The organism is Cyclobacterium xiamenense (genome assembly GCF_900109255.1).
In the GTDB taxonomy this organism is placed as follows: domain Bacteria; phylum Bacteroidota; class Bacteroidia; order Cytophagales; family Cyclobacteriaceae; genus Cyclobacterium; species Cyclobacterium xiamenense.
Map to the genome: position 1 here is coordinate 183418 of NZ_FNZH01000004.1, position 18152 is coordinate 201569.

An 18152-nucleotide genomic window follows, 5' to 3' on the forward strand; every position below is an offset into this window, starting at 1 on the left:
TTCTTTTTCCCTACGCAGACAGAGTTTGTGTAGGGTAGCCCGATTCAATTTCAACCTGCCTTTTCGTTACCAAGCGCGGACGCTGGGCTTTTTACCGATTGGCTGAGTTGCTGCGTTTTTTTCGCGTTCGATCCCACCAGACATAGCCGATAAAGCCCAGGAGACTGGCGATACCGATCCAGACAAGGCCGGTTTTGAGGCGCTCGGTATTTTCCCCCAAAAAGGCTGTCAACAGGGTCAGCGGAGCGATTCCCAGCAGGGTACTGCCAATAAACCGCCAGTAGCCCATCCGTAACATACCCGCAATGATGCTGATGGCGTCGTTCGATAAAAAGGGAGAAATTCGCGTGACAATCACCGCCCAAAAGCCGTAGTTTTCCAGGAAAACCGATACCTTTTTTTCTGTTTTTTTACCCAGAATTCGGTCCGTAACCGGCGTGCCGAATCTAAAACCAAGGCCGTACCCAATGGTAGAGGCTGTGAAAATAGCCAGAAATATAATTCCTGATCCGGCCCAGGGACCGTACGCCAAGACCGCTACCACCATCAGAAGGAACGAGGGAACCACAAACAGAAACATCTGCAAGGTCATGGCAGTAACGATGACCAGCGGCCCCCAATAGTCAAATTGATCCACCCAATTGGAGATTGTCTTCTCATCGTTGCTGCGAAGCACCTCCCAGGCCTCTGAAAAAAATACCCGAACCGAGTCGTTTAGGAAATAAAGAGCGATTAGCGTTCCGAAAAAAATACTGGAAAGAATGTAGGGCCAAACAGCCGCTTTATTTTTGGACATGCATCAGGAGTTAACGATAAAAACAGTTTAGGAATAGCATAGATTGTACCGAAAGTACTCATTTTAAGAAAAAAAAAGGAAGATTTCTGCGAGCATGCCTGCCGGCCCGGATGTATTTGCTTTTCCCACCTATTGCCTTTTGTTTTTTCCGGAAGCTTATTTTTTCCAGCCAGGCCATTGCAGATTTTTATTATCCCCCAAAGATGGCTATTTTTCGATTACTTGTAGAAATACCGCCTTCACGGAAATCCGGTATAGGTTCGCCTTATTTCCGGAACGATCGTATGAGCCAAGTTAATTTTATTCTGTCGAAAAGTAACTTCCTATGATAGCGCGTAACCATGTTGGTTGGACAGTGTATGGCTGCCTTATGTTTTTTCTTTTCGGGTTCCAAAGCTTGGCTTTTGGCAGTGGAGGACCCGGGATACCCCAAACGGTAAACCCCAATGCCTTTGAAGGAACGGACACCGAGCGCATTATCCAGGCCATAGAAGCCGCAAAGCAACGTGTCCACGTGGTACGCATTCCGAAGGAAAATGCCAATGGAACCTCCGTATGGATGATTGATAGTGCCCTGTTGTTGCCCAGCAATATGACGCTCATATTGGACAATTGCACCTTGCAACTCTCTGATACAAGCAGGGACAACCTGTTCCGTTCGGACAATGTTGGGGAAGGCATAACTGACCCGGTTTGGAACGAAAACATACGAATTTATGGAATTGGAAATGCGGTATTGAAAGGGGCGGTCAATCCCCGGGCAACGGGTGACGGTGCCAGGACGCTAAGCCTGAATCCACAAGCAGAGCAGGAAAAGGGAAATTGGCGGGTAAGTTACGGAAGTGATGCCGGAAAACCTGGTTTGAAGCAAACCAGTGACTGGCGGAACATCATGGTGTTGATCGGATACGTCCGGGACTTCAGCCTAAAAAATGTTCGTTTTGAAAATGCCCATGGCTGGACCGTTAGTTTTGAGCGAACGGTGGGAATAGACCTATCCGATGTGACTATTTTTAACGAAGAGTTTGTGACCGTGGATGGGAAGCAATGGATGACGGCGAATAAGGACGGGATTAACCTGAGACAGGGTTGTAAAAACGTTCGGATCGATCATGTCTCCGGTGTAACAGGAGATGATTTTATAGCGCTTTCTAATTTGGATACCGCCCCGGATATTCCCAAGAAAAATGGAGATATCAATGGGAGTATGGTGACAGCCAGTCGCTGGCACGGGCCGGAAGACGATATCGAGCAAGTGGTGATTACGAATATTTCCTGTGAAAACCGGTACCGTGCGGTTGCGATACGGGGCAGCGACCGGGCAGGAATCCACCAAATCTACATTAGTGGGGTGATTTTCAGAGCCATGGAGGATCGATATGAAGCCCTGCTGATTGGAGGGAGGGGCTATGGAGAAGAATCGCTACCGGGTAAAATTCATACCATTCAGGCCATGAACATCATGGGAAATGGCCAATCCCTGGTAAGGATACAGGCAAAAGTAGCCAAATGTCATTTTTTAAATGGCATGTATACCGGGGTAAATGAGCGCGCCACTATATATGAGGTTGACCCTCGGGAGACCAGCAATGTGACCGAAAACTCGTGGTTAAAGGTCAGGTGAGCATTTTGTTTCGAACCGGTGGCTTATCGAAGGATAGTATGGAATTGATACGGGTACCGATCTCCATTTCGGGTCGAGGGCCGCTTCCCCTTGCTTGTTTTGTTGGGAAAGGATGAATACATTTAGGAGATCCAACATAACCAGTTTTCAAATGAATGTGAAATCAAAGACAACGGTGGTATTATCGAACAGTTTTGTTTTATTGCTGGTCGGCTGTTTTTTAGGTCTGACTCATCTGGCTTTGGCGCAAAACCCTTCCCTTTTGGAGGTAAACCCACCCGAAGGGCCATCAGACGATCAGGTCAGCGCGATTGTAAACGTGCGCCTGATAGATGGCCTGGGAGGGCAGCCACTGGAAAATGCGGTCGTGCTGATCAAAAGCAACCGCATCCTGCAAGCTGGCCCAGCCAATCAGGTAACCGTGCCGGAAGGAGCGGAAATCACCGACGGCACCGGCATGAGTCTGCTTCCGGGTCTGATCGATTCCCATTTGCACAATGTCAACAACAACAAGGCATTGCATGCCATCCTTACCAATGGGGTGACGACTGTCCGGGATCCAGGTCATCCGTTTCGGTTTTACCAGTCCCTGTATTTTGCTAAGGCAAAAATGCCCCGAGTCTACCTGACCGGAGCCCATTTGGACGGCTATCCGGGGGTCTACCGGGATCAGGCCTCGCTGATACGGGGCACCGATCATATCCGAACGTTGATTCGGGATTACGTGACAGAGGGAGGGTCGGGTATTAAAATTTATTTCCGCCTTCCTTTGAAGTATTACGAAACGGTGCTTCAGACGGCTGATTTTTACCATATCCCCGTAGTGGCACATTTGGAGCTCGTGGATGCGGACGACGCGATTCGGGCCGGGCTTCAGGGGATCGAGCACGTCACCTCCTACGGTACCTCCCTGGCCGACCCGGAGGATGCCAGGGAATTCCGGGAGGCCGTTGAGGCAGACAATGATTACCGCAGAGACGGCAGGTACCTGCTTTGGTCGAAGATCGATTTGTCCGCTGATCGCGTGAGCGAGGTACTGGACCTGGCCGTTAAGCACGAGGCGGTATTATCTCCCACGCTCACCACCTTTGAAAGGCAAAGCGGGGACGAGGAATACCAGGCCAAAGGCTTTAAGAACATGCTGGATTTCGTAGGAATGGCGCATCAAGCCGGGGTCACCATTGTGACCGGCTCCCATAATTCCGGCAAATACGCCCAACGGGGGCTTGCCTACCAACGGGAGATGGAGTTATTGGTTGCAGCCGGCATGACGCCGCTGGAGGCCATTTCGAGCAGCACCATCCATAACGCCCGTTATTTCCGCACCCAGGACCGCCTGGGCAGTATTGAACCCGGCAAACTTGCTGATCTGATTCTGGTGGAAGGGGATCCGTCCGTGGATATCAAAGCCATGTACGCCATCAAAAAAGTCATGCTCAACGGGGAATGGGTGGATCGGGAGGAAGTGGTGGAGTAGTTGGTGATGGGGGAAACCCGAAGGAGTGCAATCTATTTTTGTCACGCTTGCCGACCGATAGGTGGGGAAGACCCAACGGACCACAGAGAACACGAAGATTACGGATTTCCCCACCAAAAGCGATCCGGAATACAAAAAATAGCCAACCCCCACCCTTAATCCTCAATTTCCTTTTCAATCTCCCGTCAATCTTTTTCCTTCGATCCATCCCCACTTCAGGCCTTCGAAGAGCGCAGTCACCCCACATCCTTCAATCACCTATCGCATACCGATTGGCTTGTCCCGGTTGAGCACTTTCCCCTCTTTTTTCGTGACGATTTGGCTTTTTTTTCCTAGCTTAAACGCCGGCAAGGCTGCTGGAAGCCTCATTGCCCTTTCCGATTCGATTCGAGGCGCGATGGGGGTAGTTGCTGGCAGTTCCATTCCATCTCCGGATTGCGGATTTAGTAGAACCGGAAAGGCTCGTTTCGCCAGATGAGGAAATCAAGGTCTTATTACATCCTTTTACCCGTACCACTAAATACCAGACAAAATGAGAGCATTCTTTTCACTCCTTTTACTACTGACATCCCTCCAGCTATCGCAGGCCCAGGATAGGTTGTCGGGCAAGGCCTTTGCCACCCGGTCGGAAGTACTGGCCCGGAATGGAATGGCAGCCACCAACCACCCGCTTGCCACCCAGATTGCCATCGACATACTCAAGCGGGGAGGGACAGCCGTGGATGCAGCCATTGCAGCGAACGCTTTTTTGGGATTTGCCGATCCGGGAAACAACGGCATTGGGGGTGATTTATTTGCCATTGTCTGGGACGCGAAAACACAAGACTTGTATGGAATCAACGCCAGCGGAAAGTCACCCGCCAGTTTGTCGGTAGGCAAATTTAAGGCTGAAATCGATGCCGGCAACAGCTACAAGACTGGTGCGCTTTCGGTGACAACGCCGGGTGCGGTGGGCGGCTGGTTTGCCTTGCACGAAAAATTTGGACAGCTGGAATTTGCCGACTTGCTGGAGCCCACCATTCGTTATGCCCGGGAAGGTGTTCCGGTTTCTTCCGAAGTATCGGATAATTTTTCGACCGTCAATTTGGGGCCTGGGAATCCATCTTTTAGGGAAACGTACTATACAAGTGAAGGCCGGCTTCCGCGCTTAGGAGAGGTGTTTTCAAATCCAGACCTGGCGAATACCCTGGAAATCATCGCCAAACAGGGGAGGGACGGATTTTACAGGGGAAAGATCGCCCAAAGGATCGCCGACCAGGTACAGGCGGAAGGAGGTTACCTGACCGCAGAAGACCTGGCAAACAACGCGCCCGAATGGGTGGATCCGGTATCGATCAACTACCGTGGCTACGCTATTTGGGAAATGCCACCCAATGGTCAGGGAATGGCGGCACTTCAGATGTTGAATATCCTCAAAGGATTCGACCTGGCCAGCATGGGCTATGGCAGTGCCGACCATATTCATACCTTTTTAGAGGCCAAAAAGTTGGCCTATGCGGACATGACGACCTACTATGGCGATCCCAATTTCGGTAACATTCCTATTGATCGGTTGCTGTCCGAAGATTATGCCGTGGAGCGTAGACAATTGATCGATCCCGATCGGGCGGGAAGTTTTACAGAGGGGCTGACCTCCGGTGACCACACGATCTACCTGACGGTAGCGGATGGCGAGGGTACTATGGTTTCGCTGATCCAAAGCAATTCGGCACTTTTTGGTTCCCGGGTGGTGCCGCCTGGCTTGGGCTTTGTGCTGCAAAACCGAGGCGCGGGTTTTATTCTGGAAGAAGGGCACATCAACACCTATGCACCCGGCAAGCGTCCGTTTCATACCATTATTCCGGCATTTGTAACGAAGGACAACCAACCGTTCATGAGTTTCGGCCTGATGGGCGGAGACATGCAAACGCAGGGACACGTGCAGATCATTACGAATATCATCGACTTTAACATGAACCTGCAGGAAGCCGGGGACGCCCCGCGAATCTATCACCGGGATGAGAACCTCGCCAGTGGCGGCACCTATCTGGAATCCGGCTTTGACTACGAAGTAATCCGTAGCCTTATGGACAAAGGGCATACCTTGCGAATGGGAAAGGGTATCTTTGGAGGTTACCAGGCCATTATGCGCAAAAACGGGGTGTATTACGGGGCTTCCGAATCCAGGAAGGATGGACAAGCAGCGGGGTATTAGTGGTGTAATCCTAAGATTTTTGTACGTAGAATACGGCCACTCCGTATGTATCCATTTCCCTAATTGATCTGCTTGGCTTTTGACACGAGCATGGGTATCCGAAAGGAGTATCAGTCCTGCAGAGAAATCGAATCCCCCATGCTACGATTGAGGGTTCTGATAAATGGCGTATCTGAATCCCGAAGGGATGAAACCTATGATTAACGATCAGTCCATCGGTTAAATCCCGAAGGGATGACTTGATTATAGCAAGGGGACGATTTCCTAATCACCAAAACCCCGGCGGGGTGATATAGCTCTTTTGTGCCTTCTTCGTAACGAAGACCCCTAAAACAATCCCTTTTTTCTCTCAACAACATGAATGTCCCGTCGTCTTTCCCACTCCTTCACTCGTAGTTGCTCTTTCCCCATCAAAGCCCACCTGATACGCAATTAATTACAGTAGTGGCGCTGGGCACACGATGATCCTGAACACAGTTTTTGACGGTAAAAGGTGGTCAAATATCTTTGATTTTTACCCAAATCAAACTATATTGATAAGTATTTGTAGAGGAACCTTGCAATGTCACCCCTACGGGGTTTATCGAATAGGTTTTATATTGGCTATAATCCTTACATCCCTTCGGGATTACCTGAAATGAAAATGATGGTAAAAGGAAATTAGTTTTTTCTTGTTACCCTGATTAATCGCTAGGTGACAACCTGCAGATAGGAGTGAGGTGTAAAGCCAAAAGAAAGACATCATCAATACCAAAAATGAATCACCCAATTGGACCGACTATCCCGGATACGGAAGGAATGACAGGAGTGTAGCGTTGCTAACAAATAGAAATTTAAAGCGGTCACATATACCCTTGTGTTTCAAGGATCGAGAATATTCGTTTATTAGCTCATTATTGTTATTCACAAGTTAATTAATTTCAAAAATCATGGCAGGTACCTTCTCTCAAATTTATATCCACTATGTTTTCGCTGTAGAGCGCAGGGAAAATTTGTTAGAAAAGCCCTGGCGTGAGGAAGTATTTAAGTACATAGCAGGTATTATAAAAGGGAAAAAGCAGAAACCGATCATCGTAAATGGAGTATCTGATCACGTCCATGTTTTTGTAGGATTAAAACCAGTGGTCAGCATTTCGGATTTGGTCAGAGACATCAAAAATAATTCCTCTAATTTTATCAACGAACGAAATTTTTTGAAAAGTAAATTTTCCTGGCAAGAAGGATATGGCGCATTTTCCCATTCCCATTCTCAACTGGACACCGTTTATCAATACATAGCAAACCAGGAAAATCACCACAGAAAGAAAACATTTAAAGAAGAATACATTGAGTTTCTTCAAAAATTTGAAATTGAATACCAGGAGAAGTATTTGTTTGAATGGCTGGATTGATGGTATTACCCCTTTCGGGGCTTAAGCTGAATAGGATGTTTATCGGCAATGATCCTTGCGTCCTCTCGGGATTGAGGAGATTATGTTACAGGTAAGGTTTTGTCCCATTTCCCTAATTGATCTGCTTGGCTTTTGATACGAGCATGGGTATCCGAAAGGAGTATCAGTCCTGCAGAGAAATCGAATCCCCCATGCTACGATTGAGTGTTCTGATAAATGGCGTATCCGAATCCCGAAGGGATGAAACCTATGATTAACGATCAGTCCATCGGTTAAATCCCGAAGGGATGACAGTATTATAGCAAGGGGACGATTTCCTAATCACCAAAACCCCGGCGGGGTGATATAGCTCCCCGCAGTACAGGGGATTAAAAATGGACAAAATAATCGTACAGGAGTTCGCTGCGGCATGGAATAATCAACCCATACATTCAATTCCGAAGGGATGACAAAATGATTTGGAATAAAATGTAATGATTCCAATAAGGTTCGCCCCCTTTGGATCTCCAAAAGTCAGAAAACTTGTCTGTGAATTGAGCCTGCTCCGCGCGTTCTGCCACAAAAACAGTTTTTCCGACAGCTCAGAGAGAGAGAGAGACCCATTCCTACGAAAACTACAAAAAAAAACCGACCCAATCGAGGATATCTCCTCCATAGGGCCGGCACACCGTTGGCCGACCAGGGCTCGAACCTGGACTCTTCTGAACCAAAATCAGACGTGTTGCCAGTTACACCATCGGCCAAAAAAGACAGCGCCTTACGCGCTCTTTTTTAAGTGTCACAAATGTAGCCGAACTTTCTTTTTAATGCAAATCCCGCTCTTAGGAATTTTTTATTTTTCCCATTAATCCACTTGTGCTCAGAAAGAAAGATTCCATAGCCTTCCACCTGCCCCTGCAGCGGCGCACAGTCCCGCCCAAAATACACCTCTTATGCCTCCTTGCCTTCCTTTCGTTTCCCGCTTGCAATTAAATCGATAATTTACCTTATACATTAGCCCTGCCTGCCTTGGCATAATAGAATTTGGCTAGCTCCTGTATTGTGGCCAATTTTCCGTTCAATATTTCGATGCAATACCATCTTCTTTGAAAATTAACCGTCCCATGCCTTTCCGTTTACCGTTTTTCCTGCTGCTTGCCTTTGTTTTTACGTCTTTTTCGCTTTTTGGTCAGCAAAAATACACCGGCACCATCGTAGACAGCGATACCAAAGAGCCGCTTTTCGGGGCCTACGTTTTTCTAAAAGACAGTGAAGGCGAAACCCTTAGTTCGTCCTACACCGATTTTGATGGGGTATTTCAGATCAACAAGCCCGGGAAAAACAGTTTTTTGGTGGAAGTGTCCTTTATTGGCTACCAAACCCTGCAAAAAAACGTCAACGCACCTTCAGGAAACGACCTGGGAACCTTTGAACTGCAGAGTGATGGACAGGAGATGGAAGCCTTTGAGCTTTCTGCCGATGCACTGACCGGGGAAGTTCGGGGAGATACGGTGGCCTTCAACGCCAATGCTTTCAAAACCCGCCCCCAGGCCGACGCCGACGAATTGGTCCGGAAAATGCCCGGTGTGGTCATTCAAAATGGGGTGATCGAAGTTCAGGGAGAAGAAGTAAAGGAAGTGCTGGTCGATGGGCGACCGTTTTTCGGGGACAATCCGGCAGCTGCACTCAAAAACTTACCCGCGCAAGTGGTATTGAAAATTGAGTTTCTGGACCAGCAGAGCGACGAAGCCCGCCTGACTGGCTTTGACGACGGAGAAACCACCAAAACCATCAACATCATCACCAAGCCGGGCATGCGTGCCGGCAGGTTTGGGAAATTTTACGGAGGCTACGGCACGGACAATAACTACATCGGTGGTGGCAATATGAACTTTTTTAATGGCGCCCGTCGGCTTTCCATCCTGGGATTGACCAACAATATCAACCAACAGAATTTTGGCGAAGACGACCTGGGTAACCTCAATAGTGACGATAGCCGTCGGGGAGGCAACGAACTGGCAGTAGGAGAGCTGCCTGGCATCACCACCACCAATGCGGTGGGGGTCAACTTTTCCGACGAATACCTGGATGAGAAATTGAAAGTGACAGGAAATTACTTGTTCAACGACCGCGACAATGTCCTCACCCGTAGTTCTTCCCGGGAATACATTTTGCCCAACGATAGCTTGCAGCTGTACAACGAAGACCGCAACAACCAGACCCGGACCCAAAGCCACCGGATGAGCGCACGCATCGATTACGAAATCGACGAACGGCAGGCCCTTATCCTACGACCACGAATCGGACTGGATTACCGTAAGTCCACAACCATTCGGGATGCATACAATTTGTTTGATGCAGCCACTCCGATCAGCCAGAATCAAAATACCACCGTTTCGGAAAGACAATCCATGAATTTCAGGAACTCTCTGATTTACCGATACAATTTTGCAAAGGAAGGAAGAACCTTGTCTACATACATATATACCAGCACCTACGACAGCGACAGCCAATCGGACCTGGTCGCCGCTAACCGGAATTTCCAGACGGCCAACGTCGATTCCCTGATTCAATTCCGGAACAGCCTGTATTCCAGCCTGTATTACAGTACCGGTGTCAGCTATTTTGAACCCCTGGGAGAGCGTTCACGCTTGCGAATAGAGTACCGGCTTTCCAACAATGCCTCCGATACGGATCAAACGGTAGAGGTTCAGGAACCAGAAACAGACATTATCCGGTTGGACACTGCGCTGACCAACCGTTTTGAAAACCAATACATGACCCAGCGGGGCCGTATCGGATACAGTTATAAATCCGAGAAGGTGTCCCTGTACAGTACGGTCAGCTACGAATCGGCATCCATTGATAGCGACCGGCTATTCCCGGGCTTCGAAAATACCCAGCGTACCTTTTCAAACGTGCTGCCAAGACTGGTGGTCAATTACCAGATGGGAGAATTCAGCAGTTTGCGGGTGGACTATAATACCGATACCGACGCCCCTTCCATCCGGCAGTTGCAGGATGTTATCAGCAATTCCAATCCCATGCAGATCTCCAACGGGAACCCGGATTTGGTGCAGGAGTACAGCCATCGCCTCTTTACGCGGCTTCGTAAGATCAACCCGGAGACCAATCGTTCGTTAATGTTTTTCCTCTACGGAAATATCCGGCAAAACTATATCGGAAACGAGACCTTTATCGCACCAAAAGATACACTGATCCAGAACGAGGTATTGCTGAATCAGGGTGGACAATACACGCGGCCCGTAAACTTGAACAATTACTACGTGGCGCGCTTGTACGGAAGCTATGGATTTCCGCTAAAATTCATAAAAAGTAACCTGAATATCAATTCTTCCTTCACGGTACGCAACCGGCCAGGGATCATCAATGGCCAGGAAAATTTCAATACCAACACCACATTCAGCCAGGGAATCAACCTGAGTAGCAATATCAACGATCGGATTGATTTCAATATCTCTTCCCGAGGGAGCTTCAATACCGTCCGAAGCAGCCTGCAGGAGGATTTGGACAATAATTTTTATACCCACCGGACACGGGCAGACCTGTTTTGGAATTTCGTGGGCGGAATCTTTGTGGGCAGCAGCGTCAATCACCAGGTGTATACGGGATTGGGTGAAGGCTTTGACCGAAGCATTTTTCTGGTCAACCTGGACCTGGGCTACCGCATCCCCCCCAGCAATAAGACCGAAATCAAGCTGACGGTTTTTGACCTGATGAATCAAAATGTCAGCATTGACCGAAACGTGACCGATGTGTTTGTCGAGGACGTCCGTACACAGGTCCTGCGTCAGTTTTTTATGTTGACGGTGACCTACAACCTGCGCCGCTTTGGAGGCTACGACATGGCCCTTTAGAACGTAGTCAACAATTGCCGAACCGTGGCTGTTTTTCTTGCGCTGGCAAACAGGGAAGTCGGGATCAATTTGCCCGGTCCTTTTCAGCGATTTCCACCTTGTACACCGTGACAAAATCCTCCTCCACTTCCGAATTGAATCGGGACAGCCACCAGAGTTCTCCGCCTCGCACCAGAAATTGGCGGTGGTCCAGGGATTCGGGTAGGTCAAGTTTTTGAATCCCCTGGCCCTGATGGTCCATAAGGAACAGGGCCGCAGGGTATTTATCCCCGATGCTTTCCCTGAAGGTACGGTAATCATCCGGATTGTCGATGGTCAAGTACCGTTCCCGATCGGCAAAATCGTATCCGGGATTGAAGGAGCTGATCAGGTAGTCCTTATAAACTGTAAGCGTGTACGTCCGCCCGGCCGTTTCATCGGAGGCAATGGATCTGGGGTCGGCTTTGGCCCGCTCGACTCCCTGACCAGCGCTGTATTCGGGATAGGCAATGGATTTCCGAAACAGCAGCCGATGCGGTGGCTGGATTGCGTAGGCATTGAGGTAGGGATCCGTGCCGGCGACGACCAGGAGTTTGTCCTCCAGGATGGTAAAACTTGGGTTCATTTCCGGAACCTCAAAGGCCTTTCCGCTGCTACGAAAGGAGCTTTCTTCTTCCAGGTGGATGATCCGTTCGGCAGAACCTTTTTCCGGGTCAAATTTGACCAGTAATTGGAACTGCTCGTAGTATTCGTCATTCGTTTTGTTGTACTCTCCCCGGGCGACCAGGCCTTTCTGGTAAAAAATGCCTTCGTGCTCCAGCAATTCGGAGTCAGCCGCGGCCCGTCCACCGAAGAATGGAACGGCTTCTTCAAAAGGCCTGTATTCGGCCAGGTTACCGGCCGAATCGAAGGTAAAAAAACCCTTGTGGGAGATCAGGAAAATACTCCCGTCGGTTTCTATCCGGGCCGGGCTCCACAAATACTGCCCGTAACTCCCTTTGTCATCCCCCTGCTTGTTTAGCGTCAGTACCTGGTTTCCCTCAAAATCGGTGAGCAGAATGGTTCCGCGCTGACGGTCGTGAAGCAGTATCCGTTTCTGGGCGGGATCTACGTCCATTAGGTCCAGTAGCCCAGGGTAGTCCACCCGAATGCTATCGGTAATTTCCAGCGCAAAGGAGCTGCTGGCTTCCTTCTCCTGCGGCTCACAGGCCACTGCCAACAGGAGGCCAAAGAATAGGGCTAGCGATTGTGTTCGTGTCATGGAATGTTTTTAACTAAAATAATAAGCAAAAAGATACAATGCAAGCAATGAGCTGATTAATTGTGACGTGCAGTCCGTTGGAGCCAGCCGGGGCTCGGTACTTGTTTGCAAAGAGATTCGTACCTTTGGGGCGATGAAAGACCTTTTGGAGCGCATTAAGGGCTGTACCCACTGCACGGCCCATCTTCCTTTGGGGCCCAATCCGGTGCTTGCTGCCAGCGAACGCAGTAAGATACTGGTCATTGGCCAGGCTCCGGGTACCAAAGTGCATGCCACCGGCATTCCCTGGAACGACGCCAGCGGTAAAGAGCTGAGGCGCTGGCTAGGAGTACCTCCGGACGTGTTTTACGATTCGAGCGTTTTTGGAATCGTGCCCATGGGTTTTTGCTATCCGGGTAAAGGAAAGGGGGGCGATTTGCCGCCTCGCCCAGAATGTGCTCCGTTGTGGCACAGGGACCTGTTGGCGAGGATGCCGGATATCCAGGTCAACTTACTTATCGGACAGTATGCGCAGCAGTATTACCTGGGGAAACGCCGCAAGAAGAACCTAACGGAAACGGTCCGGCATTATGCCGATTACCTGCCGGAATTTTTTCCGCTGGTGCATCCTTCTCCCCGAAACAAACGGTGGCAAAAACGGAATCCCTGGTTTGAGGAAGAAGTGATTCCGGTCCTTCGGTCCTACATTCAGGGAATTTTGGGCGCCTAGCAAGGTGTTGCACTAATAGGAGGTCCCGAATTATTTGGTTAGATGGGCTGCAATCGGCAGCTTGTTGGTCGGATAGCCTGACTATCCCCTATATAAGGCTGCCAGGCCCGGTTTTTACCGGATTTTTTTTGTTTCCATGGCCAAATCCCCGTATTTTCCGACATGAAAAATTCAAGACGCTCATTTATAAAAAAAGCGGCCCTTGCCACCGGGACCGTTTTTGGTATTCCCCAGTACATTCCGGCAGCTGCCTTGGGAAGGGATGGGTTTGTACCTCCTTCGGACCGCATCAACCTGGCGTTTATCGGCGCTGGGAATCAGGCCGGGAATGACGTGCGGGGCTTCCTGCCGGACAAGCGGGTACAGGTTACTGCCATTTGCGACGTGAATAAAAAAAGTCCCGGGTACTGGAACGGAAAGGTGGCTGGTAGGGAGTACATTCAGCAAGTCGTAGACGACTACTATTCCGAAAAGCAAGGAAAATCGTACCGTTCCGCGGTGGGCTATACCGATTTCCGGGAAGTGCTGCAAAACGACTCCATCGATGCCGTGGAGGTAGTCACTCCCGATCATTGGCACGCCATTCCGGTGATGATGGCGGCAGCGGCTGGCAAACACATCTATTGCCAGAAACCACTTTCCCTGACCGTGGAGGAAGGCCGGGCCATGAGCGATGCCGTTAAAAAGTATGGCGTCACGTTTCAGACGGGTAGTCAGCAGCGTTCAAGCCATCATTTCCGGCGAGTTTGCGAACTAGCCAGAAATGGTAGGTTGGGAGAGCTCCACACCGTTACCTGTGGCCTTCCGGGTGGAACACCGGACTTTGGGAAAACCGGTCACCTGACGGAAACGGTTCCCGTGCCTTCGGATTTTGACTACGATATGTGGTTGGGTCCCGCACCGGAAGCCCCCTACAGTCCCTGCCGCACCCATGTCAATTACCGTTGGATCATGGATTATTCCGGAGGGAATGTCACCGATTGGGGTGGGCATCACCCGGATATCGCCCAGTGGGGGATGGGTACGGATCATACCGGACCGGTAAAGATCCAGAATGCCCAGGCCGTTTGGTCCGATCACCCGGTATGGAATACCGCAACTCGGTTTTATTTCGAATGTATCTATGAAAACGGTGTCAAACTAATCATTCAAAGCGATAAGGATTTTGGCGTGACCTTTCATGGATCGGAAGGTTCGGCCTGGGCTACCCGGGGCGATCACAAAACCACACCGGAAACATTGATCAATACCGTCATCGGGCCAAACGAGACGACGCTCTACCAAAGCGACAACCATTACGAAAACTTCATTGACTGCATCCTTTCGGGTGAAGAAACGGTAGCACCCGCAGAGGTGGGGCATCGGTCCATCACCCTGGCTCACCTGGGGAACATCGCCATGATGTTGGGACAGGACCTGGACTGGGATCCCGTGAAGGAACAGTTTATTGGGAATTTTGCCGCGAATCAGTTGCTCGCTAGAAAAATGCGGGAGCCTTGGGCTTCGCTCTACCGAAGCTTACAGGTTTAGCAGTGCTCAGGGGAGTACGTTGCCCGAAAGTCCATTTTTCCTGACGAAAGTCAGTTCGGTGGCTGAGGGTTTTTAGGTTTTTTGGTAGGTGCAGGGAGTAGCTTTGTATTTCCACTCTTTTTGAATCGTCAATAAGAGGACGTGTTACCGTATCAAATTACCCTTTATGTCAAAAATTCATAGTTTTCACATCCCGGTTATGGGGCTGGGATTCACGGTCGATAGCCCGCTGAAAGTTGCCCGCTTTGGAATCGCCTCCGTTGTTTCCATTATGGACGATCAATTGCTGGAAGAAATGCGGCGACTTTATTCCAAAAAGTTGGGAATTCCCTACGTACCCATCGAAGAAAAAACAGCAGATGTACGGGCACGTAGGGTCCGGGAGTACCTGGATTTTCTACAGACTGCCGTGACCAGGCAGGTTGAGGAACTAAAAAACCAGGCTTTTGGCAAAAACAGCGAGATAGATACGTATTTCAGCTTATTGCCCGAAGCCCATCCCCTTCACCGGCTATACAGCCGCATGCAGCAGGCAAGTGGTCCCGAACAGCTGGCTTTGCAGGAGGAATTAAGAAGGGAAATCGTACCGGGGAGCATTGATGTGAACATCATGACCAAGGTCGATAAACTCAATTACGATAAGGACGGGCAGGCCTTACCGCGCGAATTCTCCGATGCCCTGGCTGCGTTGCGCGGATTCGCTCAGAGTGAGGTAAGCGGCGGGGTGGTGTTTTCTGCGGGTATGAACCCTGCTTTGTACAGCTACCTGGGCGATTTTCCGGATTTCTTTCCGGATCGGGAGGGGAAGCTGAAAAAGCCGATAATTTTGAAAGTTTCCGATTACCGGTCGGCCTTGATTCAGGGGAAATTTTTGGCAAAAAAAGGACTTTGGGTGTCGGAATTTCGCATTGAGTCCGGGTTGAATTGCGGAGGGCATGCCTTTGCTACGGACGGGTTTTTGGCGGGACCGATTTTGGAATCTTTTAAGGAAAACAAGGAAACCCTTCGCCAGGAGTTGCTAGGCCTTTGTCAGCAGGCCCTACAGGAAAAAAACCTGCCCTCCTTGCCGGAGAATGTGCGCCCGAAAATCACCTACCAGGGCGGTATCGGGACCGCCGAGGAAAACGAAATGCTACTCAACACCTACGAATTGGATGGAACGGGTTGGGGGAGCCCCTTTTTACTGGTGCCCGAAGCGACGAGTGTGGATTCAGATACCCTGGATCGGTTGCTGGCGGCCAAAAAGTCGGACTTTTACCTGAGTCGGGCCTCTCCCTTGGGTATTCCTTTCAACAATCTTCGAAACAGCAGTGGAGAGGAACAGCGAAAGGCACGTATCGACCGGGAGCGGCCGGGAAGCCCCTGTTACAAGAAGTTTTTGTCCACCAATACGGAATTTACGGATAAGCCCATTTGTACCGCTTCCAGGCAATACCAACTCTTAAAAATCAAGCAGCAACAGGCCGGAGAAATTTCCGCGGCAGCCCTGGAAGAAATCCTGGATAAGGATTGTCTGTGCGAGGGCTTATCGGCGCCTGCCATACTTGCCAGAGGGGAAACACCCCGGAGAAATCTGAAAGCAGTGACCATTTGTCCCGGACCCAACCTGGCCTATTTCAAAGGGACATTTAGCTTAAAGGAAATGGTGGACCATATTTACGGCAAGATACAGCTGACGCTGGATGCTGAGCGGCCGCACGTATTCCTGAAAGAATTGCAGCTGTATGTGCAACACCTGAAAAGTGAAATCGAGACGGCAGTACCCGTAAATGCACGGAAGTTCGAAAGTTATGTGGAGAAATTCCGAAAGAACCTGGCAGACGGAATTGGCTATTACCAGGAGTTAACCTCTCTATGGACAGCAGAGAACGAAGTGCTGCTGGCGAAATTAAAAGAGCAGGTCCTGGGATTGACCTGGGAACTGGAACAGGTCTAATAGGGTTCTCATACAGAGTCGGACAGAGGTTAGCGAATAGGATTTCCCGGGCGCCACCGATGATGTTTTTCCTGAAATGAAGACGCGTGCTTAACAAAAAAGGCAAGCCCGACCCCATTTTGGATCGGGCTTGCCTTTTTTAGTGCGTCGCTTCCAATCAGTCGGCAGCCTGCTCTTTTTTTACTTCATGCGCTGTGGGGTAGTCCGTGTATCCTTTAGCCCCTGGTGTGTAAAAGGTGTCCTGGTCCCATTCGGTAAGGGGCAGATTCTTTGCGATGCGGCTGACCAAATCGGGATTGGAAACAAAAGGTTTGCCAAAAGCAACGGCATCAGCCAGGCCTTTCTCCAGAAATAGATTGCCCTTGTCCCGGTCAAAACCGCCATTGATGATCAGATTTCCGCGGTATTTTGGTCGGTACCTTTTGGCGATTTGCGTTTCTGCGTGTGGCAATTTGGACACATCCGTAAAGGGTTCGGACAGGTGCAGGTAGGCCAGGTCGTAGTCGTTTAGTTTTTCGACGATATAGTCAAAGGTAGGGATCGTTTCTTCGTCCAGGGTCATTCCAAACAAACCGTGAAGGGAGGGGTTTAGGCGAACACCCACGCGGTTTTCGGGAAGAACTTCCTTTATCGCATCGATGATCTCAAAGAGAATCCTGGCCCGGTTCGGGATGCTTCCCCCGTAGGCATCGCTGCGAACATTGGAGGTGCGACTAAAGAACTGGTGCAGCAAATAGCCGTTTGATGCGTGGATTTCTACCCCGTCAAAGCCGGCCTCAAGAGCATTTTTGGCGCTGTTGCGGAAATCCAGAATGGTTTGTTGAATCTCCTCCAGACTCATCTCTTTGGGAGTGACGGTCTCTTTGAATCCCTCCGGTGTAAAGGATTTGGCTTCCGGATTGATCGCAGACGGAGCCAGGGGCAGATCACCCCCGTGAAAATCCGGGTGGGAAATTCTCCCTACGTGCCAAAGCTGAATGAAGATACGTCCGCCTTCCTCGTGAACCGCCTCGGTAACCTTTTTCCATCCTTCCACCTGAGCGGGGGTATGGATTCCGGGGGTGTTGACATACCCTACCGCTCGTGGTGAAATTTGGGAGCCTTCGGTAATGATAAGTCCGGCCGTCGCCCGTTGCCGGTAATAGGTTGCATGCAGCTCCGTAGGGGCCTTTTCCGGGTTATCCGCCCGGCTACGGGTCATGGGCGCCATCAGGATGCGGTTTTTTAGATTCAGGTCCGCCATGTTCCAGGCGGTCAGTAACGCATTGGTTTTCATAATTTCTAGTTGGTTTAGCTACTTCGGTTTCTTTTTCAATCCTGCCGATCACGCAGCTGCCAGGCAGGCGGAATCGATAGGATGTGTAGACAACATATGTAGTTACATGAAAAGTTCTCTTG

At 49.9% G+C, this 18152-nt stretch carries 12 protein-coding genes and 1 tRNA gene; 8 read left to right on the top strand and 5 right to left on the bottom strand.

The genetic code is table 11. The features are described from left to right. Positions 1-91 precede the first annotated feature (91 nt). Positions 92-796, bottom strand: a complete 705-nt coding sequence (locus BMW71_RS14290) for a TVP38/TMEM64 family protein (RefSeq protein ID WP_092175323.1) — start codon at positions 794-796, stop codon at positions 92-94. A gap of 325 nt (positions 797-1121) precedes the next feature. Here BMW71_RS14290 and BMW71_RS14300 point away from each other — a divergent pair, with 325 nt between their 5' ends. After that, a complete protein-coding gene (locus tag BMW71_RS14300; RefSeq protein WP_244891178.1) occupies positions 1122-2420 on the top strand; it encodes a glycoside hydrolase family protein in 1299 nt (432 codons plus the stop codon). Positions 2421-2571: 151 nt separating this feature from the next. Continuing rightward, a complete protein-coding gene (locus BMW71_RS14305; protein WP_177179650.1) occupies positions 2572-3897 on the top strand; it encodes an amidohydrolase family protein in 1326 nt (441 codons plus the stop codon). Between the two features lie 258 nt (positions 3898-4155). On the opposite strand, the gene BMW71_RS23725 is transcribed toward BMW71_RS14305, so the two are convergent. Further along, positions 4156-4320 (bottom strand): hypothetical protein, encoded by a 165-nt coding sequence (locus BMW71_RS23725; RefSeq protein ID WP_177179651.1) that lies wholly within the window; start codon positions 4318-4320, stop codon positions 4156-4158. Positions 4321-4429: 109 nt separating this feature from the next. Between BMW71_RS23725 and ggt the strand changes: the two genes are divergently transcribed. Continuing rightward, positions 4430-6091: a gamma-glutamyltransferase gene (gene ggt, locus BMW71_RS14310; RefSeq protein ID WP_092175331.1), complete on the top strand. Its 1662-nt coding sequence runs from the start codon at positions 4430-4432 to the stop codon at positions 6089-6091. A gap of 929 nt (positions 6092-7020) precedes the next feature. Then, the gene (gene tnpA / locus BMW71_RS14315; protein WP_092175334.1) at positions 7021-7482 is read left to right on the top strand and encodes an IS200/IS605 family transposase; all 462 of its coding nucleotides are present in this window, start codon (positions 7021-7023) and stop codon (positions 7480-7482) included. A gap of 670 nt (positions 7483-8152) precedes the next feature. Here the strand turns inward: tnpA and BMW71_RS14320 are convergent. Further along, a tRNA-Gln gene (locus BMW71_RS14320) sits at positions 8153-8225 on the bottom strand. Between the two features lie 360 nt (positions 8226-8585). On the opposite strand from BMW71_RS14320, the gene BMW71_RS14325 reads away from it, so the two are divergent. After that, positions 8586-11339, top strand: coding sequence for a TonB-dependent receptor (locus tag BMW71_RS14325; protein ID WP_092176067.1), 2754 nt, complete (start codon positions 8586-8588; stop codon positions 11337-11339). Between the two features lie 64 nt (positions 11340-11403). On the opposite strand, the gene BMW71_RS14330 is transcribed toward BMW71_RS14325, so the two are convergent. Beyond that, positions 11404-12579, bottom strand: coding sequence for a hypothetical protein (locus BMW71_RS14330; protein WP_092175337.1), 1176 nt, complete (start codon positions 12577-12579; stop codon positions 11404-11406). 133 nt (positions 12580-12712) lie between these two features. Here BMW71_RS14330 and BMW71_RS14335 point away from each other — a divergent pair, with 133 nt between their 5' ends. The 3 genes from BMW71_RS14335 to BMW71_RS14345 all read left to right on the top strand — a co-directional run bounded on the left by BMW71_RS14335 (position 12713) and on the right by BMW71_RS14345 (position 16754). Next, positions 12713-13288, top strand: coding sequence for a uracil-DNA glycosylase family protein (locus tag BMW71_RS14335; protein ID WP_092176069.1), 576 nt, complete (start codon positions 12713-12715; stop codon positions 13286-13288). Positions 13289-13450: 162 nt separating this feature from the next. Continuing rightward, positions 13451-14818: a Gfo/Idh/MocA family protein gene (locus BMW71_RS14340; RefSeq protein WP_092175340.1), complete on the top strand. Its 1368-nt coding sequence runs from the start codon at positions 13451-13453 to the stop codon at positions 14816-14818. 166 nt (positions 14819-14984) lie between these two features. Then, positions 14985-16754 (top strand): hypothetical protein, encoded by a 1770-nt coding sequence (locus tag BMW71_RS14345; protein WP_092175342.1) that lies wholly within the window; start codon positions 14985-14987, stop codon positions 16752-16754. Positions 16755-16911: 157 nt separating this feature from the next. On the opposite strand, the gene BMW71_RS14350 is transcribed toward BMW71_RS14345, so the two are convergent. Then, positions 16912-18030, bottom strand: coding sequence for an alkene reductase (locus BMW71_RS14350; RefSeq protein ID WP_092175345.1), 1119 nt, complete (start codon positions 18028-18030; stop codon positions 16912-16914). Between the last annotated feature and the right edge of the window lie 122 nt (positions 18031-18152).